At 71.4% G+C, this 18,313-nt stretch carries 20 protein-coding genes; 3 read left to right on the top strand and 17 right to left on the bottom strand.

Annotation, left to right across the window (positions count from 1 at the left end; genetic code table 11):
* Positions 1 to 11 precede the first annotated feature (11 nt).
* From ABZV34_RS06340 to ABZV34_RS06330, 3 genes are all read right to left on the bottom strand, one after another.
* Entirely contained in the window at positions 12 to 548 is a 537-nt protein-coding gene (locus tag ABZV34_RS06340) for a flavin reductase family protein (protein WP_356271840.1), read from the bottom strand.
* A 110-nt stretch (positions 549 to 658) separates the two neighbouring features.
* Positions 659 to 2,029: a cation:proton antiporter gene (locus tag ABZV34_RS06335; RefSeq protein ID WP_356271838.1), complete on the bottom strand. Its 1,371-nt coding sequence runs from the start codon at positions 2,027 to 2,029 to the stop codon at positions 659 to 661.
* Positions 2,026 to 2,472, bottom strand: a complete 447-nt coding sequence (locus tag ABZV34_RS06330; protein WP_356271836.1) for a nuclear transport factor 2 family protein — start codon at positions 2,470 to 2,472, stop codon at positions 2,026 to 2,028. Before ABZV34_RS06330 ends, ABZV34_RS06335 begins: the two co-directional genes overlap by 4 nt.
* A gap of 213 nt (positions 2,473 to 2,685) precedes the next feature.
* Between ABZV34_RS06330 and ABZV34_RS06325 the strand changes: the two genes are divergently transcribed.
* The 3 genes from ABZV34_RS06325 to ABZV34_RS06315 all read left to right on the top strand — a co-directional run bounded on the left by ABZV34_RS06325 (position 2,686) and on the right by ABZV34_RS06315 (position 5,473).
* Positions 2,686 to 3,381 carry an antibiotic biosynthesis monooxygenase family protein gene (locus tag ABZV34_RS06325; RefSeq protein WP_356271835.1) on the top strand — a complete coding sequence of 232 codons (696 nt, stop codon included), beginning with the start codon at positions 2,686 to 2,688 and terminating at the stop codon, positions 3,379 to 3,381.
* Positions 3,382 to 3,680: 299 nt separating this feature from the next.
* Positions 3,681 to 4,670: an aromatase/cyclase gene (locus tag ABZV34_RS06320; protein ID WP_356271833.1), complete on the top strand. Its 990-nt coding sequence runs from the start codon at positions 3,681 to 3,683 to the stop codon at positions 4,668 to 4,670.
* Complete coding sequence (locus tag ABZV34_RS06315; RefSeq protein WP_356271831.1) at positions 4,667 to 5,473, top strand: 4'-phosphopantetheinyl transferase superfamily protein; 807 nt, start codon at positions 4,667 to 4,669, stop codon at positions 5,471 to 5,473. The genes ABZV34_RS06320 and ABZV34_RS06315 overlap by 4 nt, the downstream gene beginning before the upstream one ends.
* A gap of 149 nt (positions 5,474 to 5,622) precedes the next feature.
* Here ABZV34_RS06315 and ABZV34_RS06310 read toward each other — a convergent pair whose 3' ends face one another.
* From ABZV34_RS06310 to ABZV34_RS06245, 14 genes are all read right to left on the bottom strand, one after another.
* Complete coding sequence (locus ABZV34_RS06310; RefSeq protein WP_168529092.1) at positions 5,623 to 5,859, bottom strand: acyl-CoA carboxylase subunit epsilon; 237 nt, start codon at positions 5,857 to 5,859, stop codon at positions 5,623 to 5,625.
* Between the two features lie 31 nt (positions 5,860 to 5,890).
* The gene (locus ABZV34_RS06305) at positions 5,891 to 7,459 is read right to left on the bottom strand and encodes an acyl-CoA carboxylase subunit beta (RefSeq protein ID WP_356271829.1); all 1,569 of its coding nucleotides are present in this window, start codon (positions 7,457 to 7,459) and stop codon (positions 5,891 to 5,893) included.
* A gap of 58 nt (positions 7,460 to 7,517) precedes the next feature.
* Positions 7,518 to 7,823, bottom strand: a complete 306-nt coding sequence (locus ABZV34_RS06300; protein ID WP_148014262.1) for an acyl carrier protein — start codon at positions 7,821 to 7,823, stop codon at positions 7,518 to 7,520.
* A gap of 61 nt (positions 7,824 to 7,884) precedes the next feature.
* Positions 7,885 to 8,163 carry a hypothetical protein gene (locus ABZV34_RS06295; RefSeq protein ID WP_356271827.1) on the bottom strand — a complete coding sequence of 93 codons (279 nt, stop codon included), beginning with the start codon at positions 8,161 to 8,163 and terminating at the stop codon, positions 7,885 to 7,887.
* Between the two features lie 242 nt (positions 8,164 to 8,405).
* Positions 8,406 to 9,293: an alpha/beta fold hydrolase gene (locus ABZV34_RS06290; RefSeq protein ID WP_356272321.1), complete on the bottom strand. Its 888-nt coding sequence runs from the start codon at positions 9,291 to 9,293 to the stop codon at positions 8,406 to 8,408.
* Positions 9,294 to 9,513: 220 nt separating this feature from the next.
* On the bottom strand, positions 9,514 to 10,998 hold the full coding sequence (locus ABZV34_RS06285; protein WP_356271825.1) for an FAD-dependent monooxygenase: 1,485 nt from the start codon (positions 10,996 to 10,998) through the stop codon (positions 9,514 to 9,516).
* Positions 10,999 to 11,142: 144 nt separating this feature from the next.
* Positions 11,143 to 12,819: an FAD-dependent monooxygenase gene (locus ABZV34_RS06280; RefSeq protein WP_356271823.1), complete on the bottom strand. Its 1,677-nt coding sequence runs from the start codon at positions 12,817 to 12,819 to the stop codon at positions 11,143 to 11,145.
* Between the two features lie 2 nt (positions 12,820 to 12,821).
* Positions 12,822 to 13,757, bottom strand: coding sequence for an aromatase/cyclase (locus tag ABZV34_RS06275; protein ID WP_356271821.1), 936 nt, complete (start codon positions 13,755 to 13,757; stop codon positions 12,822 to 12,824).
* Between the two features lie 90 nt (positions 13,758 to 13,847).
* Complete coding sequence (gene fabG, locus ABZV34_RS06270; RefSeq protein WP_356271819.1) at positions 13,848 to 14,633, bottom strand: 3-oxoacyl-ACP reductase FabG; 786 nt, start codon at positions 14,631 to 14,633, stop codon at positions 13,848 to 13,850.
* A 105-nt stretch (positions 14,634 to 14,738) separates the two neighbouring features.
* Positions 14,739 to 15,014 (bottom strand): acyl carrier protein, encoded by a 276-nt coding sequence (locus ABZV34_RS06265; protein WP_168529085.1) that lies wholly within the window; start codon positions 15,012 to 15,014, stop codon positions 14,739 to 14,741.
* Positions 15,015 to 15,162: 148 nt separating this feature from the next.
* On the bottom strand, positions 15,163 to 16,377 hold the full coding sequence (locus ABZV34_RS06260) for a ketosynthase chain-length factor (RefSeq protein ID WP_356271818.1): 1,215 nt from the start codon (positions 16,375 to 16,377) through the stop codon (positions 15,163 to 15,165).
* Positions 16,374 to 17,645, bottom strand: coding sequence for a beta-ketoacyl-[acyl-carrier-protein] synthase family protein (locus tag ABZV34_RS06255; RefSeq protein WP_356271816.1), 1,272 nt, complete (start codon positions 17,643 to 17,645; stop codon positions 16,374 to 16,376). Before ABZV34_RS06255 ends, ABZV34_RS06260 begins: the two co-directional genes overlap by 4 nt.
* Entirely contained in the window at positions 17,642 to 17,971 is a 330-nt protein-coding gene (locus ABZV34_RS06250) for a TcmI family type II polyketide cyclase (protein WP_356271814.1), read from the bottom strand. The genes ABZV34_RS06255 and ABZV34_RS06250 overlap by 4 nt, the downstream gene beginning before the upstream one ends.
* Positions 17,972 to 18,157: 186 nt before the next feature.
* Positions 18,158 to 18,313 (bottom strand): biotin/lipoyl-containing protein (locus ABZV34_RS06245; protein ID WP_356272320.1); only part of this gene is annotated, 156 nt, incomplete at its 5' end.

Here is an 18,313-nt window from a genome sequence, read left to right as displayed (position 1 = left end):
CCGTCACGCGGTCACCGGCCCGGCAGAACCCGGTCGTCACCGAGTTCCCGCATGGCGCCCTGGAAGAAGATCAGCGGGTCCTCCTCCCCCGCGGGCGCGCCCAGAGAGACGACCTCGCCGAGCAGGATCGTGTGGTCGCCGCCGTCGTACTCGGCGGCCAGCCGGCACTCCAGGTGTGCCAGCGCCTCGCTGAGCACCGGCAGATCGTGGACCGACCGGTGATGCGGCACCTCCTCGATCCGGGCGGTCCGCCGGCCGGCGAACGCCCAGGCCACCGGCTCCTGCCGCTGCGTCAGGAAGTTCACGACGAAGCCGCCGGACTCCTGGACCACCGGCAGCAGCCGGGAGTTGTCGTGCAGGCAGATGAGCACCAGCGCCGGCTCCAGGGAGACCGAGGTGAAGGAGTTCACCGTGGCGCCCGCGGCACTCTCACCGCTGCCCGAGGTGATCACCGTGACACCGGTGGCGAAGTGCCCGCACACGGTGCGCAGCACACGGCCGTCGACCGGACCGAGCTGCTCGGGGATGGCTTGCGAAACGGGTATCACGACAGCCCTCTCGTTCTCGGATACGGGTTGCTGGTTGCTGATTGCTGATTGCTGGTTGCTGGTTGCTGGTTGCGGAGAGACGCGCACGCTTCGGACCGGGTGCGCGGGATTCAGCCGCGTGGGTGGATGAAGTCCACGGCGGCCTCCGGGCCGTACGGGGTCGGCTCCCCGGACGCCCTGGACGTCCCGGCCACCTTCGACGCTTCCGGTGCCTCGGACACGTCGGCCGCCACCGGACGGCGCCGGGACAGGAGCGGTCCCGCCATCGCCGTCGTGACGAGAGCCATGATCACGAGCATGGTGAACATGCGTCCGTCGAGCACGCCCAGGCTCACCGCGGCGTTGAGGATGATGAGTTCGGTCAGACCCCGGGTGTTCATCAGCAGCCCCAGGTCCTTCGCCTCCCGCCAGGAGAACCCCGCCAGCCGAGCCGGCAGGATCGCGCCGACCAGCTTGCCGGCGCAGGCCACGACGATGATCGCGACGAGCGCGACGAGGTCGCCGGAGGTCAGCGCGCCGAGGTCCACGCCGAGCCCGGTGACGATGAAGAAGACCGGGAGCAGCACGACGCTGACGTGGTCCATCGGCTTGCGCAGATGCTCGGCCAGGACCATCGCGGGCTCACGGGGCATCACGAACCCGAACAGGAAAGCCCCGAAGATGGCGTGGATGCCGATCCAGGTGGTCAGCCATGCCGAGGCCAGGGCGCCCGCGCAGAGCACCGCGAGCAACGCGGACCAGCGCTCGGTGGCCGCCCAGCGCCAGACGAGACGGGCCACCAGCGGCCGTACGACCAGCAGCATCCCCGCGACATAGGCGGCGCTGAAGAGCCCGATGCGGGCGAGGTCGGAGTAGTTTCCGTCCGCCGTGACCAGCGCGGAGACATACGCCAGCAGGCACCAGGCGAGCAGGTCGTCGATGGCGGCGCTGGCCAGCGAGAGGGAACCGGCCCGGGTGTCCAGGAGCTTGTTCTCGGTGAGGATGCGCGCCAGCACCGGGAAGGCCGTCACGGACATCGCGGTGCCGATGAAGGTGGCGAACGCGACGAAGGAGATGTGGTGCCCGGCCACGGTCGCGTGCTCGTCGTACAGGAAGGGGGCGAGCGCCACCCCCAGGCCGAACGCCATCGCGATCGACGACAGCGAGACGCCCGCGGCGAGCCGGGCGTGCGGCCGGATCAGCCGCTTCTCGAACTCCCAGCCGACGACGAACATGAACAGGATCAGGCCGACCTGGGAGACCGCGGAGAGCAACGGCCGGACGTCGACGGGGAAGAGACGCTCGGTCAGGTTCCCCGGCAGCAGGCCGAGGACGCTGGGGCCGAGCAGGATGCCCGCGGTGATCTCACCGACCACCATCGGCTGGCGCAGCTTCTGCGCCAGCCTGCCGAGCGCGGCGCCCGCCACGAGCACCACCCCGATGTCGGCGAGCATGATCGCGAGCTTCATGTCCTGGGCGCTGGCCGCCGCCAGAGTCGTCATCGGGGCTCCTGGGGTCGGGGCGGGGTCCCGCGGCTCCACAGCACACGGAAGGTCAGGGAGGAGAGCCGCCAGCCCTCGGCGGCGCGGCGGGCCTCACCGGTGGCGAGGGTGCCGACCTGGAACAGGGGCTCGTCCGCCGCACCGGGGTGGTGGACATGGGTCGAGACGAGGTTGGCGCGCAGCGTGGCCCGCTCGCCGTCGCCGTCCAGGGCGACGTACGCGGGTGAGCCCAGATGCTGGGTGGCGGCGAAGGCCGTCAGCGCGTCACGGTGGTAGCCGGCAAGTCCTTCGAGACCCTCGTGCCGGCTCATGGGGAACTCGACCAGGGCGTCCTTCGTGAAGAGCCCCCGCGCCCACGCGTCGTCGAGTTCGTCGTCGTCGAGACCGATGAGGTACCGGTCCAGGAGAGTGGATATCTCTGATTCTTCCGGGCCTGGCTGCATTACCCGAGCATGGCGCCCGCGCCAATCGGCGACCAAGGCCGTTTTTCACAGCTCTGACGAAGTGGGGAAAGATCTGACACCCCCCTCGAACAATTGACAAATGAGCCGTCGTTCCTGAACCGCGGAGCCTTTCACATGGGCAGATCCGCTTGCCATGCTGCATTCGTACCTCCATTCGCCACTCACCTTTCCTCGAACGGAAGAGACGAGAGAATGCCGAAGATCGCAGCCGATGGTCAGCACCTGACCGTTCTCAACCTGTTCTCGACCGACACCGCCGAGAAGCAGGTCAAGCTGCTCGCCGCGATGCGCCAGATCGTCGACACGGCGGCCTATGAGGGCTGGATGTCGAGCACGGTGCACGCCGGAGAGGACAAGCCGGGAACGGCCAACTTCATCCAGTGGCGCAGCACCGAGGACCTGGAGAGCCGTTACGCGGGTGAGGAGTTCAAGCACCGGACCCTGCCGCTCTTCGGCGAGATCACCACGTCGATCCGTCTGCTCCAGAACGAGATCGCCTTCACCCAGCAGAAGCCGGAGCTGGGCGGCGTCACGGAGATCTCCCCGGACCGCGACGACTACACGTCCATCGAACTGTTCGGTGTGCTGCCGGACGACCAGGAGGACCTGATCGACGCTCTGGGCGAGTCCCAGACGTGGCTGGTCGACGTCCCCGGCTACCGCACCCACACGGTTCTGCGCAGCCTGCGGGCCCGCGGCCTCGACGGCAAATTCGTCGTCGTCTACTCCCAGTGGGACAGCAAGGAGGCGTACGACGCCTTCCGTTCCGTGCCGCAGGGGGAGCGCTCCCCGGAGCGCCAGAAGGTCGACGCCCGCGTCACCGCCCTGCAGACCTGGCAGGACGAGAACACCTACCGGGTCGTGCACACCCGCTCCGCGGCCGAGTGAGCCACCGGGCGGCGGGCCGGGCGGGCGGCGACCGGCCCGCCGCCCGGTCCTGACAGCGCGTCACCACACGGCGGGAGCCAACCGCCGGTTTCACGTGAAACAACGCCCTTCCGCGCCGCACGGCAGAAGGACGTCCATCAAGATCGCGCACGGACGCGGACACATGGGCGCGTTCCCACCCCCACTGGCCGGCCGCTGCCGGGAATTCCCCCTCCCGGCAGCGGCTTTTCCGTCCGGCACCGTTCCCGGTCCGCCCGTCCCGTCCGCGCGCTCCACACCAGGACGAGGAGACAGCAAGCATGGAGCACCCGGGCATGCGCCAAGTCGCGCACGAGATCAACGTCGCGGTCCCGGCGGACACGGTCCACCGATTGATCGCCGAGGTGGGGAACTGGCCCCGGATCTTCCCCTCGGTCATCCACGTCGCACACGAGCAGGCCCCCGAGGGCGAGGAGCGGCTGCGGATCTGGGAATCCGCGCCACCCGCGGACGGCGGGCCGTCGACGAAGGGCGGGCCGTCCGCGGAGGCCGGCCCGTTCAGCCGCCCGCTCCGCCGGATCGTGGAACCCGCCGCACTGCGGGTCAACTTCCAGCACCTGACCAACGAAGCACACATCGCCGGGATCGGCGGCGCCTGGCTCGTCGAGCCGCTGGGGGAGAACGTCTCCCGGGTACGGCTGCTGCACGAGTTCCGGGCCGTGGACGACACCTCCGAGGCACTGGACAGGATCGGTGCCGAGGTCGATCGCGACGCCCGCGCACAGCTGGCGGCGCTGAAGGAGAACGCCGAGCGTGAGGTCGCCGATGCCGGGCTGACGTTCTCCTTCGAGGACACCGTCCTGGTCGACGGTTCGGCGAAGGACGTCTACGCCTTCATCAACGAGGCCCAGCTGTGGTCCGAACGCCTGCCCCACGTCGCCACCGTCCGCCTGGAAGAGACCACCCCGGGCCTGCAGACCCTGGAAATGGACACCCACGCCAAGGACGGCTCCGTCCACACCACCAAGTCCTACCGCGTCACCTTCCCCCACCAGCGCATCACCTACAAACAGACCACCCTCCCCGCCCTCATGACCCTCCACACCGGCCACTGGACCTTCACCGACACCGACGAAGGCGTCACCGCCACCTCCCAGCACACCGTCACCCTCAACACCGACAACATCCACACCATCCTCGGCCCCCAAGCCACCCTCACCGACGCCCGCCACTACGTCCACACCGCCCTCTCCACCAACAGCCGCGCCACCCTCACCCACGCCAAGGCCTACGCGGAAGGCCGCCGTTGATCCCGGCGGTGCGCCGGCTCGCGGTGGCGCGGGGGGAGTTGGACGTGTGGCTGCTGCCACCGCCCGACTCGCCGCGTGATGTCCCGTACGACGAACTGGACGCGCACGAGCGAGGGAGGGCCGACTCCTACCGCCGGCCCGACGACCGCCAGATGTACGCCGCGGCGCATGTGGGACTGCGCCGGGTCCTGGCCGGATACACCGGCATCGAACCGAGCCGGCTCCACCTCGCCGGCGAGCGGCACAAGGGCAACGGCGAGCGGCACGGCCGGCCCGTGGTGCTCGGCGTGCCAGGGGGCGCCCCGCAGTTCTCGCTCTCACACAGCCACGGTCTGGCGATCGTGGTGGTGGCCGAGGCGCGGGTGGGCGCCGACGTACAGCGGCTGCCGTCGGCCGAGACCGTCGAGGTGTGTCTGCCGGCGCTGCACCCGTCCGAGCGGGACGAGCTCGGGAAGCTGCCCGCACACGAGCGGACCATGGCCTTCGGCCGGCTGTGGACGCGGAAGGAGGCGTATCTGAAGGGTCTGGGCACCGGGCTGACGCGGGGCGCCGACCGCGACTACCTCGGCGAGGCCGGACTCGCCGAGCGGCCGACGGGCTGGGTGGTGGGCAACCTTCCGCTCTGCTCCACCCATATCGCCGCGGTGGCCCTGGCCGGTGCCGGGGACCGGCCCGTCGCCGTGCGCGCGGTGCCCACCGCGTATCTGTACGCCCCGGACGCGGTCGCACGTCTTGTGCGGATGGAACCGGGGCTGCGTTCCATGCTCCGGGACCCGGCCGAGCACGGGGACCTCGAGCGCTGAGAGCGCACCCCGCGGGGCACGGACCTCCGGGTGACCGGCCCCGACCGGACCGCGGATTCCCCCGGCCCCGCACAGCGCACAGTCGAAGGGCCGGAGAGTTCCTGGGAACTCTCCGGCCCTTCGGCCTGCTCCACCCCCGTGCGATCCGCTCAGGCCGCCGCTCGCCAGGTGCGCGGACCGTCGAAGCCGGTGATCCGCTCGGGCCGCCGCCACAGGGCGACGACCTGGTGCCTGCGGGCGAGATCGTCCGGTACGACGCCGGGGCCGGCGGTCACCGCCATGAGCACGGCGGTCAGCGCGGCCAGTTCCTCCGGCGAGGGGCAACCGCGCTCGATCCGGAAAAGCGGACCGGCCACGGGGTCGGTGTCAGGGTGCTGTGCGGTCATGGATCCTCCCTCACTCACTCTTCGGGGCCGCTCACTGAGGCGGGTTGCCGTGCTTGCGGCGGGGCAGTTCGGCGTGCTTGGCGACGAGCATCGACAGCGAACGGGCCAGGACCGCCCGGGTCTCGCGCGGATCGATGACGTCATCGACCAGCCCACGCTCGGCGGCGTAGTAAGGGTGAACCAACTCCCTCTTGTATTGGTCGATTTTCTCTCTACGCATCGCGTCCGAGTCGTCCGCGGCCGCGATCTCCCTGCGGAAGACGACGTTGGCGGCGCCCTCCGCACCCATCACCGCGATCTCGTTCGTCGGCCAGGCCAGCGCGATGTCGGCGCCGATGGACCGGGAGTCCATCACGATGTACGCGCCGCCGTACGCCTTGCGCAGCACCACGGAGACCCGCGGCACGGTCGCGTTGCAGTACGCGTACAGGAGCTTCGCGCCCCGCCGGATGATGCCTTCGTGCTCCTGGTCCACGCCCGGCAGGAACCCGGGCACGTCGACCAGCGTGACCAGCGGGATGTTGAAGGAGTCGCAGAACTGGACGAACCGTGCCGCCTTCTCGCTCGCCTTGATGTCCAGCACTCCCGCCATGGCCGCCGGCTGGTTGGCGACGATCCCCACGGTGTGGCCGTCGACACGGGCCAGCGCGCAGACGATGTTCGGCGCCCAGCCCGCGTGCACCTCCACGAGGTCGCCGTCGTCGACGAGCTCCTCGACGACCGCCCGCATGTCGTACGACCGGTTCCCGTCGTGCGGCACCAGGTCGAGCAGCGCGTCCCCGGACCGGTCGCCCGGGTCACCGCTCACCTGACGCGGCGGCAGCTCACGGTTGTTGGACGGCAGCAGCGACAGCAGATAGCGCACCTCGGCCAGGCAGCTCTCCTCGTCGTCGTGCACGAAGTGCGCCACCCCGGAGACCTCGCCGTGGATGTCGGCGCCGCCGAGCCCGTTCTGGCTGATCTCCTCCCCGGTGACCGCGCGGACCACGTCCGGCCCGGTGATGAACATCTGCGAGATGTCCCGGACGGCGAAGACGAAGTCGGTCAGGGCGGGCGAGTAGGCCGCGCCGCCCGCGCACGGGCCCAGCATGACGCTGATCTGCGGGATCACCCCGCTCGCCCGGGTGTTGCGCTGGAAGATGCCGCCGTAGCCGGCCAGCGCGGAGACACCCTCCTGGATCCGGGCGCCCGCACCGTCGTTGAGCGACACCAGGGGCGCCCCGGCGGCGATGGCCATGTCCATGATTTTGTGGATCTTGCAGGCGTGGGCCTCGCCGAGCGCGCCGCCGAAGACGCGGAAGTCGTGCGCGTAGACGAAGACGGTACGGCCCTCGACCGTGCCCCAGCCGGTGATCACACCGTCGCCGTAGGGCTTCTTGGCCTCCAGGCCGAAGCCGGTGGCCCGGTGCCGGCGCAGCGGTTCGACCTCCTGGAAGCTGCCCTTGTCCAGCAGCAGCTCGATGCGCTCGTGTGCGGTCAGCTTGCCCTTGGCGTGCTGGCGTTCGGTGGCCTTCGGGTCCTGTCCGGCCCGGGCGGTGTCCTTGCGTTCGGCCAGCTCCATCAGTCGGCCGTCGAGTTCCATGGGTATCGCGGGCTCCATCTGGGGATCTCCCCTTCACATGTGTCGAGAGGTCTGAGAAGGACTGGATACGGGCGGGTCAGCGGGCGAGCAGCGCGGTCAGCTCACCGACGGTGCTCTCCCGCAGCACCTCGGCGGGCACCTCGGCGTCGAGGGCGCGCCGGATCCGGCGCCCCAGGTGCAGGGCGTCGAGCGGGTCGAGACCCTGACCGCGCAGCGACAGGGCGGGCGAGAGCCGGTGGCCCGGCGGGACCGCGAGCAGGTCGTGCAGTTCGAGCCGGAGGCAGTGGCCGATGGCACCGGCCCGCTCGTCGGGAGTCATGGCGCGCAGGGCGACCGGATCGGGAAGCCGGTCGAGCCAACTGCACGGGTTCTCTTCGCTCATGAGGCTGCCTTTCGTGGTGGGGACCGGGCCCGGCCCAGTGCCGGACGTGACCGGTGGCTGTTCAGGAGACGGCGTGTCCGCCCCGCGAGCAGCACCGCGAGCGCCGCCGCCGACGGGGCGATCCCTCCCACGGGGAAGCCGGAGCGCGCACCGTGCCGGACGGTGAGCCGGCCCACGAGGAGAGCACCGAGCGGGTGAGTCCTTGCAGGATGAGCGGGTGGAACACCCTCACCCGGCCGCCGTGGGCGGCGTCGCCGCCCACCTGGATGCGGTGGTCGGCGGCCTGGGCGAAGGAGACGGGGGCGAAGCGGGTCAGGAACAGCAGGACGGCCGCCCACACGCGGGTGGGCGACCAGCCGGCCGCGGTCTCCAGGAGTCCGGGGGCGGCACGGAGCCGGTGACGCCACGGGCGGCCGGGCGGCCGCCGCGGGCGGTGGTGGCGAACGCGGCGAGCAGCGGACCGGCGGCGGCTTGCGTCCGCGGGCCGCCGCCGTCGCGTCCGCCGGCCCGACCAGGGTCGCGCCCGGGTGGAGGACGGACCCGGCGAGTGGTGGCGGGGCGAGCTGGAAGGTGAAGCCGACGTCAGGGGGTGATGGACGGCCCCGCGGTCCGGCGCGCGAGACACTGCTCGAAGAACGCGAACGCGCGCAGGTGGTAGGTACGGGCGGCCCAGCCCAGGCTGATGTTGTGGCCCGCGCCGGGCTGGCGGTCGACGGAGGCGGACGGCGCCGAGGCGAAGTGCGCGGCCAGGTCCGCGACCGTGTCCTCGTCGTGGTGCCACCACAGTTCCTGCTCGGCGAAGGTCAGCCGCACCGGGACCCGCACCGCCGCCGCCGCGACCGGGAACCGGCGCGGCCACTGCAGGGCCTCCGCCCGCTCGCGCGGGGGCATGGGCGCGACCATGGCCTCCGCCTCGCGGAAGGTGTTCGGCGGATAGAAGCGCAGAGCGCCCCAGTTCCGTTTCCAGTTCCGGTGCCGGTGCGGGTCGGGCCCGTTGCCCGGGTCGACCGCGTAGTCGCGGCCGAGCCCGGAGATGTCGAGCCCGAGCAGCGGCGGTACGGCCGGATCCGGGTCGCCGGCCTGACAGGCGGCGTACGTCAGCGCCAGCTTGCCGCCGAAGGAGTGCGCGAGCAGGAACACCCCGGCGCCCGTCTCGGCGCGCCCGGCCAGCTGCCGCAGCGCCGCGTGCAGCGCACCGGCCTGCTCGGCCAGGGTCTGCCCGCGCGGGGCGTCCGCGGCGGACAGCCCGTAGCCCGGCCGGTCGACGGCGACCATGGTGTAGCCGAGCCGGGCGCCGAGGGCGAGCAGGGAGACGTCGGGGTGGGCCTGCCCGTCGAAATAGGCCGCGCTCATCCCTCCGCCGTGCACCGCGACGACGGTGGCCCGCGGCGGCCCCGCCGGCTGGGCGATCAACGCGGAGAGCGTGACGTCACCGGCCCGCAGAGCCACGGGACGGACGCCCGGCGACATGGCCGAGCCCGGCACCGACGAGCCGGATACGGCCGGGCCGGACGCAGACACGCGGGTTGCGGACGAGCCGGTTACGGACGAGTCGGTTACGGACGAGGGGATGGTCTCGGCCGTGGGAACGCTCACTGGGTTACTTCCTCTCGTGGTCGTGCTCTGGTGTGCGGGCTCTCGTGCTCACCGGGACGCGGCGCGCCGTCGGCGCCGGTGTCGGTGTCGGATCTCAGCCGCCCTCCGGCGCGCCGAACCAGCGGTGCAGCGCGGCCGACAGCTCCGCCGTTCCGGTGTCCGCCCAGGCGACGTAGCCGTCGGGGCGGACCAGTAGCGCGGTGGCACCGCCGAAGGCGTCCGGGTCCCGTGGGGTACCGGTGACGACGGTGACGCGGTCCTTCCAGCGGGCCACGGCCCCGCGCGCCACGGAGTCGTCGGCGAAGTCGAGCAGAAGGCCCTGGGCCGGGTGCAGCAGTTCGGGCGTACGGACCTCGCCCGCGGCGGTGTCCAGCGCGCGGGGCGGCAGCCGGCGGCCGACCAGCGGATGTCCGCCGTCGCCGAGGTCGTAGTGGACGTCGAGGTGGCTGACCACACCGGCGAGATGACGCTTGACACTGTCGTGGCCGATGAGCTCGGCGAACAGGTCGCGCAGCGGCTGGGACTCGGGGCCGCCGAGGAAGACCGTGCCCTGCGCTCTGGTGTTCATCAGCAGCCGGGCGCCGACCGCGTGGCGTTCGTCGTGGTAGGTGTCCAGCAGGCCCTGGGGTGCCGTGCCCCGCACGGTCGCGGCCAGTTTCCAGCCGAGGTTGACCGCGTCCTGGACCCCGGTGCTCAGGCCCTGGCCGCCGGCCGGGAGATGGATGTGCGCGGCGTCGCCCACGAGCAGCACCCGGCCGCGCCGGTACTCGGTGACCTGCCGGGTGGCGTCCGTGAAGGAGCTGACCCAGTCGGCGCCCCCGCCGGAGATGTCCTCACCCGTCAACCGCAGCCAGGCCGCCGCCACTTCGGAGAACTCCGGGGTCTCGCTGCGGTCGGCCGGCGGGGTGCCGTGCTCGCAGACGATGATCCGGTCCACGCCCTCCTCCAGCGGCGCGGCCATCACCATGCCGCCGGGCAGCCGCTCGCCCAGGAAGCGGGGCCTGACCCGGCAGCCCACCACGTCGGCGAGGTACATGCCCCTGGTGGCGGGTGTGCCGGGAAAGTCGAAACCCGCGGCCCTGCGCACCGGGCTGTGCCCGCCGTCGGCACCCACCAGGTAGGCGGCGCGCAGCACGCGTTCCCCGGCGGACGTGGCCAGCGTGACGGTGACCCCGTCGACCCCGTGCTCGTCCTGCTCCAGTGCCCGGAACTCCCAGCCCCGCCGGATGTCCGCGCCCAGGTCGCGGGCCCACTCCTCCAGCACCGCCTCCGTCCGGGACTGCGGGATGCCGCGGGCCCCGAAGTGGGCGTCCTCCAGCACGGTGTAGTCGAACTGCACCCCGCCGAAGTGGCCCATCGGGCTCTTCTCCAGGCCGCCGAAGCGCGGGACCAGGCCCCGCTGGTCGAACGACTCCATCGCGCGGGCGGTGAACCCGAGCCCGCGCGACTGTCCGGTGGGCCGCTCCAGCCGCTCGGCGACGATGACGCTCACCCCGCCCAGCCGCAGCTCCCCGGCCAGCATCAGCCCGGCCGGGCCGGCGCCGACCACGATGACGTCCGCGTCCCTCTGCGCGTCCATGGGTGTCCTTTCCTCGCGCGCGTCGGCGCGTTTCGCATCGGTGGGTGGCGTGCGTGCGGTTCCTCGTGTGCGGGTGCGTGTACGAGTGCGGGTGCGAGCCGGTGGGGGTTCGCCGGGGGTCTGCGTACGTTCGTACGGTCGCGCTCAGCCGGCCTCGGCCGGGAAGCCGAACCAGCGGGTCAGCGCCTCGGGCAGGCGGTCAGTACGCGGGCCGGCCCAGGCCACGTACCCGTCGGGGCGTACGAGAAGGGCCTGGCCCGCGGGGAGCGGGCCCCCCGCCTCCGGAGGGCCGGCCACGAAGACGACCCGGTCCGACCAGGGCTCCACCGCCGCGCGCAGCGACCCCGCACCAGCACCGTTCCCGTTCCCGTTCAGGGACAGCAGCAGCCCGCGACCGGTGCGCAACAGTTCGGTCGTACGACGCCGGGTGCCACCTCCCGCGGGCTCCAGCCACGCGTCCGGCAGCCGCCGCCCGAGCAGCGGATGCCCGGCGGCCGTGTCACCGGAGTCGTCGATCCCGGATCCGGCGCCGGCACCAGGGCCGGTGTCGGCCCCGGGACCACGCCCCCTCGCCGCTCCCCCGTCACCCTCGACGCCCGCGTCGTCCCCGTAGCCCGGGTGGTCCGCGACGCCTCCGACGTCGTACCGGATGCCCAGGCCGCTGATCATCCCGGCCAGGTGCCGGCGTACGCCGTCCACGGCGAGGAGTTCGGTGAGCAGGGCACGGGCCGGTTCGACCTCCGGGCCGCCGAGCAGCAGCTCGACCTGGGCCCGGATGTTGGCGAGGACCTGACGGCCCACGGTGTGGCGCTCGGTGTCATAGGTGTCGAGGAGTTCCTCGGGGGCACTGCCCCGCACCACCGCGGCGAGCTTCCAGCCGAGGTTGAAGGCGTCCTGGACACCCAGGTTGAGGGCCTGCCCCCCACTCGGCATCTGCCGGTGCGCCGCGTCCCCGGCGAACAGGACACGGCCGTGCCGGTAGCGCGCGAGCTGCCGGTTGGCGTCACCGAAGGCGTTGACCCACAGCGGGGTGCCGTGGCTGATGTCCTCGCCGGTGACGCGCTTCCACACGTCGGTGACCTCGGTGAAGTCCGGTTCGCCGCCGCCGCGTTCGGCGACGGGCCGACCGAACTCGTGGACCATCACCCGGGTCACGCCGTCCCGGGTGGCGGCGATGGCGAGCCCGTGCCGAAGACGCTGGAAGCGCCGGTCGGCGACGCTGATGCCGGAGACGTCCGCCCGCAGCAGCTCGCGTCTGGCGTCCTGCCCGGGGAAGGGCGCCCGGACCAGCCGCCGTACGGTGCTGTCCTCGCCGTCGCAGCCGACCAGATAGCGGGCCCGGATACGGACCGGTCCGTAGGGGCCGATGGTCTCGGCCTCCACACCCTCGGCCACGCCGGCCGCCCCGTCCTCCACGGTCAGGGACAGCAGTTGGTGCCTGCGCCACAGATCCGCGCCGAGATCGGCCGCCCGGCGCTGCAACAGCTCCTCGGTACGGGTCTGGGCCACCTTCCACTGCCCCGGGTACGGGCCGGGCAGTGTCAGGTCGAGCGGTACGCCGCCGAAGTGGCCGCGCGGATCGCACGGCGGCGTACCGAGTGCGTCCAGCAGTCCGCGCGAGTCGAGGATCTCCATGGTGCGGGCGTGCAGCGTGGAGGCCCGCGACTCGGTGGTCGGGCCGGGGCGCTGGTCGACGACGACCACCTCGGCGCCGCCCAGCCTCAGCTCGGTGGCGAGCATCAGACCGGCGGGGCCCGCTCCGACCACGAGGACGTCGGTGTCCAACGTGGCCGTGTCGGTGTCCTGATGGTCCGTCGTCATCGTCAACGCCTGCTCTCCGCGTAGGCCTTGGCGTGGGTGAGGGTGGCGCGGCTGTTGGTGGAGAGGGCGGTGTGGACGTAGTGGCGGGCGTCGGTGAGGGTGGCTTGGGGGCCGAGGATGGTGTGGATGTTGTCGGTGTTGAGGGTGACGGTGTGCTGGGAGGTGGCGGTGACGCCTTCGTCGGTGTCGGTGAAGGTCCAGTGGCCGGTGTGGAGGGTCATCAGGGCGGGGAGGGTGACCTGTTTGTAGGTGATGCGCTGGTGGGGGAAGGTGACGCGGTAGGACTTGGTGGTGTGGACGGAGCCGTCCTTGGCGCGGGTGTCCATTTCCAGGGTCTGCAGGCCCGGGGTGGTCTCTTCCAGGCGGACGGTGGCGACGTGCGGCAGGCGTTCGGACCACAGCTGGGCCTCGTTGATGAAGGCGTAGACGTCCTTCGCCGAACCGTCGACCAGGACGGTGTCCTCGAAGGAGAACGTCACCTCCTCCGCCGCGTGCGCGACCTCGACGTTCTTCTTCAGCGCGGCCAGCTCCGAGAGGCTGTTCCTGTCGACCGCCTGGTCGATCCAGAGCAGGTCGTGCGGGTCGTCGTCGATCGCGCGGTAGTCGTGCAGCAGCCGCACCCGGGAGGCGTTCTCCTCCAGCGGCTCGATGATCCAGGTCCCGCCCATCGCCGCGACCGGCGGGGCGGGTATCTCCTGGCGGAAGGTGATCCGCAGACCCTCGGGGTCCAGTTCACGGCGCGACGTCCAGCTCTTCGCCTCGCCGCCCGCGGTGGCCCAGATCCGTATCCGCTCCTCGGAGCCGTTCCGCTCGACCTGGTCGACGTGGATGGTGGGCGGGAAGATCCGCGGCCAGTTGGTGACCTCCGCCAGCAGCCGGTACACGGCCGGTGCGGGCGCGGCGATCGTGATCTCGTGCTCTACCTCACGGGTCGTCATGACGCTTTCTTCTCCATGGCTGGGTACGGGCTGCCGGCGGGGAGGCCGACGGGGGTGGGGTGTGACGCGGGTGTGCGTGACGCGGGCCGCTCAGAAGTTGCCGAGTCCGCCGCAGACGTTGATGGCCTGCGCGGTGACCGAGGCGGCCGTGTCGGAGGCGAGGTAGGCGACCATGCCGGCCACTTCCTCGGGGGTGGAGTAGCGGCCGAGCGGGATCTTGGCCTGGAACTTCTCGAGGATGGCGTCCTCGGAGGTGTCGTAGGCGGCGGCGTACCCGGCGCGCACGCGCTGGGCCATCGGCGTCTCGACGTAGCCGGGGCAGACCGCGTTCACGGTGATGCCCGTGGGGGCCAGTTCATTGCCGAGGGCCTTGGTGAAGCCGACCACGCCGTGCTTGGAGGCGGAGTAGGGGGCGCCCAGGACCACGCCCTGCTTGCCCGCCGTGGAGGCGATGTTGATGATCCGGCCACGGCTCCTGTGCCGCATGCCGCCCGTGTTGAGCACCTCCCGGGTCAGCCGGAAGACGCTGTTGAGGTTGGTGTCGATGACATCGGTCCACAGCTCGTCCTCGATGTCGGCCGTGACACCGCCGCCGGACCGGCCGGCGTTGTTGACCAGGACGTCGACGGTGCCGAAGCGGTCGACGGCGGCCTGTACGAAGGCGGCGGCCGAGGCCGGGTCGCGGACGTCGAGGACACTGCCGTCCGCCTCGACGCCCTCGTCCTGGAGCGTCTTGACCGTCGCCGCGACGTTGTCGGCGTTGCGCGCGCCGATGAACACCCGGTGGCCGGCGGCGGCCAGCGCACGGGCGGACGCGAGACCTATGCCGCTGGTGGCCCCCGTGATGAGAGCGACCCGCTTCTCCAGCGTTGACATGTGCTTCCTCTCCCTGTGGCGTGTGGTCTGCGGCGGGGCCGGGCCGGACGAGGCACCGCTCGGATGCGGCGAAAGGTTTCGCCCGGCCCGGGAATGCCGTCGGGGTCAGGCGGCGGCGGGCTCGTCGGCGCCGAACTGGTGATTCACGGCCTCGATGAGGGCGCGCGGGGTGTCGGCGTCGGTCAGCAGGTCCTCGTCGAGGACGATCCCGTACTCGCGCTCGATGCGGCTGCCGGTCTCCAGCAGGGCGAGCGACTCGTAGCCGAGGACTTCGAACGGCTCGTCGAGGATGTCGCCGTCGAGGTCGACGCCCTCGTCGACACCCGCGCCCTCCAGCAGGATGCGGCGCAGGTCGTCCAGGGTGAATTCCGAAGTGGACACGTGGGTTCCTTCCCAGGTCGAGATGGATCGGTCGGGCGATGGGCCGGTCCGGCGACGGATCGGCCGGGCGATGGATCTGGCGGGCGATTGGATCTGGCGGGGAACGGACCGGCCGGGCGACGGATCGGCCGGGCGTCGGGATGTCCGGTCAGTCGACGGCGCGGACGACGACGGCCGAGTTGAAGCCGCCGTAGCCACGGGCCACGACCAGCGCGGTACGCACCTGGGCGGGCCGCGACTGGGTGAGGACCAGGTCGAGCCCGTACTCCTCGTCCGGGTCGACGTGCACCGTCGGGGGGATCAGTCCCTCCTCCACGGCGAGCAGGGCGGTGGCGATGTCGAGCGGGGCCGCGCCGGAGTACAGCCGGCCCGTCATCGTCTTGGGCGCGGTGACCGGGACGCCCCGGACACCGAAGACCGCCGAGATCGCCTCGGCCTCGATCCGGTCCAGCTCCGGTACGCCGGCCGCGTCCGCGAAGACCACGTCGACATCCCCGGGTGCCGCGTCCGCGTCGGCGAGGGCGAGTTCGATCGCCTTGCGCAGACCGGGCTCGCGGCCGCTGCCCGGCCGTGGGTCGAACGTCGAGCCGTAGCCCGCGATCTCGCCGTAGATCCGGGCGCCGCGCGCGCACGCCGACTCGGCCGACTCCATGATCAGGATGGCGCCGCCCTCGCCCGGCACATGGCCGGACGCGTCGGCGTCGAAGGGCAGATAGGCGCGGGTCGGCTCGTCGCTGGTGCTCAGCCGGCCGCCGGCCATCTGCGCCACCCAGCCCCAGGGACAGAGCGACGCGTCGACCCCTCCGGAGACGATCATCGGGGTGCCCTTGCGGATGAGCCGCCGTCCGTGCGCCACCGCGTCGAGACCGCCGGCCTCGTCGCTGACGATGACGCCGCTGGGCCCCTTCAGCCCGTTGCGGATGGAGATCTGGCCGCTGTTGACGGCGTAGAACCAGGCGAAGGACTGGTAGGCGGAGACGTACTGGCTGCCCTGGCTCCACAGCTTCTCCAGCTCGCCCTGACCGAACTCGAAGCCGCCCGAGGAACTGGCCGTGACGACGCCCATGTCGTACTGCGGCAGCTCCTTCGGGTCGATCCCCGCGTCGGCGAGCGCCCAGTCGGCGGCGACCAGCGCCATCCGCGTCATGCGGTCGGTCTGCGGCAGCAGCCGGCTCGGCAGCACGTCCTCGGCGACAAAGCCCGGCACCTCGCCCGCCAGGGTCGACGGGTAGGACGACGGATCGAAGCGGGTGACCCGTCCGATGCCGTTCTTGCCGGTCCGGGTCGCGGCCCAGTAGTCCTGTGTGCCCAGTCCGTTGGGGGCGGCGATGCCCAGACCGGTCACTACCACCGTGGTGGTCATGCCACGCTCCTCTCGGGACGCGCCAGCACCATGGCGCTCTGGAATCCCCCGAAGCCGCTGCCGACCGTGAGCACCGCGTCGGTGAGCTGCTCCCGGGCGACCAGCGGCACGTAGTCGAGGTCGCACTTGGGGTCGGGAGTGGTCAGGTTGGCCGTGGGCGGCACGACGTGGTTCTCCATCGCCAGCGCGGACGCGGCTATCTCGATGGAACCGATCGCGCCCAGCGAGTGCCCGACCATCGACTTGATCGAACTGACCGGGGTCCGGTAGGCGTGGTCGCCCAGACTGCGCTTGAACGCCTCGGTCTCGTGGCGGTCGTTCTGCTTGGTGCCCGAGCCGTGCGCGTTGATGTAGTCGATCTCGGTCGGGTTCATCCTCGCCTCGCCCAGCGCGGTCGTGATGGCCTCGGCCATCTCCGCGCCGTCCGGCCGCAGACCCGTCATGTGGTACGCGTTCGAACGCGTCGCGTATCCGGCGATCTCGGCGTAGATGTGGGCGCCGCGCCTCCGGGCGCTCTCCAGCTCCTCCAGGACGAACACGGCGGCCCCCTCCCCGAGGACGAACCCGTTGCGGGTCCCGTCGAAGGGGCGCGAGGCCCGCTCGGGGTCGTCGTCCCTGGGTGTCGTCGCCTTGATCGCGTCGAAACACGCCATCGTGATCGGCGAGATCGGGGCGTCGGACGAACCCGTGATCATGACGTCGGCCGAGCCCTCGCGGAGCAGTTCGACGGCGTGGCCGACCGAGTCGATGCCGGACGTGCAGCCGGTGGAGACCACCGTGCTGGGGCCCTGCGCGCCCACCGCCCAGGCGACCTCGGCCGCGAAGGAGCTGGGAACCAGGTAGTTGTACAGGTGCGGGACGGTGTACGCGTGGTCCACCAGACGCAGCCGGCCGCCGTCGCTGACGACGTTGTACTCCTCGTCGAGGCCCATCGTGGCGCCCACCGCGCTGCCGATGGTGACGCCCACCCGGTACGGGTCGTGGGCGTCGAGGTCGATGCCGCTGTCGGCGACCGCGCCCCGGGCCGCGACCACCGCGAACTGCGCCGCGCGGTCCATCCGGCGGATCTCCTGCGGGCTCAGTCCGTGCTCCGCGGGGTCGAAGTCGATCTCCGCGGCGACCCGGGAGCGGAAGGGGCTGGGGTCGAAGAAGCTGATGCGGCGGGTGGCCGTACGGCCCTCGCTCAGCAGGTTCCAGAAGTTCTTCGCCCCGACACCGCCGGGGGCCAGCACCTCTATACCGGTGATGACGACTCGTCGGCCGGTCACGCGGACGCCTCCCAGTTGTAGAAGCGCGTGGCCATCGCGTCGGCCGGGGAGCGCCAGGTGGCCGGGTCGTACGCCTCGATGAACGGCTTCAGGTCCTCACTGATCTGTACGAAGCGCGCGTCGTGCCGGGCGTGCTGGATCAGCTCGCCGCCGTTGTCCGCGTCGAAGTCCTGGAGGTGGAAGTACAGGCCCCGGTACTGGAAGAGCTGGCGCCGGCGCGTTCCCATGCGGTGCGGCATTTCCGTGTCGTCGAAATCACCGAAAACCCTGGCCACGTCGACGCTCGACCCGGGTTCCATCCGAGCCACAATCAGCGTGCTGTACATACGTTTCCCTCTCCTCGAGGCCCACCACACGACAGGTGACGAAAGCTCTTATTCAGTATCTGGGGCGGTGAGAGCGGTTTCAATATTCCCTGTGTCAGGTAATTGTCAGACCGGGTCAGAATTACGCAGACAATGACGGAGGACCGCACGGTTCCATGGCGAATTCACCGAGAATCCGCTCATGAATCAGCCGGTGATGTCACACATGGCGGCACCGGAGGTGACGGAAGCGCCCACTTCGGCGGTGAGGCCCTTGACGGTGCCGGCGCGGTGGGCGTTGAGGGGCTGTTCCATCTTCATGGCCTCCAGGACCACGATGAGGTCGCCCTCCTGGACCTCCTG

This window comes from Streptomyces sp. NPDC005195, from assembly GCF_040608315.1.
GTDB lineage: Bacteria > Actinomycetota > Actinomycetes > Streptomycetales > Streptomycetaceae > Streptomyces > Streptomyces kaempferi.
Note: the sequence above shows the minus strand (reverse complement) of the source record. Positions and strands in the feature narration are given on the sequence as shown.

What these genes read in the sequence shown, in the direction of transcription:
- ABZV34_RS06320 (WP_356271833.1), top strand. Translation starts at nt 3,681, where the DNA reads ATGGAGCACCCGGGCATGCGCCAAGTCGCGCACGAGATCAACGTCGCG.
- ABZV34_RS06330 (WP_356271836.1), bottom strand. Translation starts at nt 2,472, where the DNA reads ATGCAGCCAGGCCCGGAAGAATCAGAGATATCCACTCTCCTGGACCGG.
- ABZV34_RS06285 (WP_356271825.1), bottom strand. Translation starts at nt 10,998, where the DNA reads ATGGACGCGCAGAGGGACGCGGACGTCATCGTGGTCGGCGCCGGCCCG.
- ABZV34_RS06305 (WP_356271829.1), bottom strand. Translation starts at nt 7,459, where the DNA reads ATGGAGCCCGCGATACCCATGGAACTCGACGGCCGACTGATGGAGCTG.
- ABZV34_RS06300 (WP_148014262.1), bottom strand. Translation starts at nt 7,823, where the DNA reads ATGAGCGAAGAGAACCCGTGCAGTTGGCTCGACCGGCTTCCCGATCCG.
- ABZV34_RS06310 (WP_168529092.1), bottom strand. Translation starts at nt 5,859, where the DNA reads ATGACCGCACAGCACCCTGACACCGACCCCGTGGCCGGTCCGCTTTTC.
- ABZV34_RS06325 (WP_356271835.1), top strand. Translation starts at nt 2,686, where the DNA reads ATGCCGAAGATCGCAGCCGATGGTCAGCACCTGACCGTTCTCAACCTG.
- ABZV34_RS06275 (WP_356271821.1), bottom strand. Translation starts at nt 13,757, where the DNA reads ATGACGACCCGTGAGGTAGAGCACGAGATCACGATCGCCGCGCCCGCA.
- ABZV34_RS06280 (WP_356271823.1), bottom strand. Translation starts at nt 12,819, where the DNA reads ATGACGACGGACCATCAGGACACCGACACGGCCACGTTGGACACCGAC.
- ABZV34_RS06260 (WP_356271818.1), bottom strand. Translation starts at nt 16,377, where the DNA reads ATGACCACCACGGTGGTAGTGACCGGTCTGGGCATCGCCGCCCCCAAC.
- ABZV34_RS06335 (WP_356271838.1), bottom strand. Translation starts at nt 2,029, where the DNA reads ATGACGACTCTGGCGGCGGCCAGCGCCCAGGACATGAAGCTCGCGATC.
- fabG (WP_356271819.1), bottom strand. Translation starts at nt 14,633, where the DNA reads ATGTCAACGCTGGAGAAGCGGGTCGCTCTCATCACGGGGGCCACCAGC.
- ABZV34_RS06290 (WP_356272321.1), bottom strand. Translation starts at nt 9,293, where the DNA reads ATGTCGCCGGGCGTCCGTCCCGTGGCTCTGCGGGCCGGTGACGTCACG.
- ABZV34_RS06250 (WP_356271814.1), bottom strand. Translation starts at nt 17,971, where the DNA reads ATGTACAGCACGCTGATTGTGGCTCGGATGGAACCCGGGTCGAGCGTC.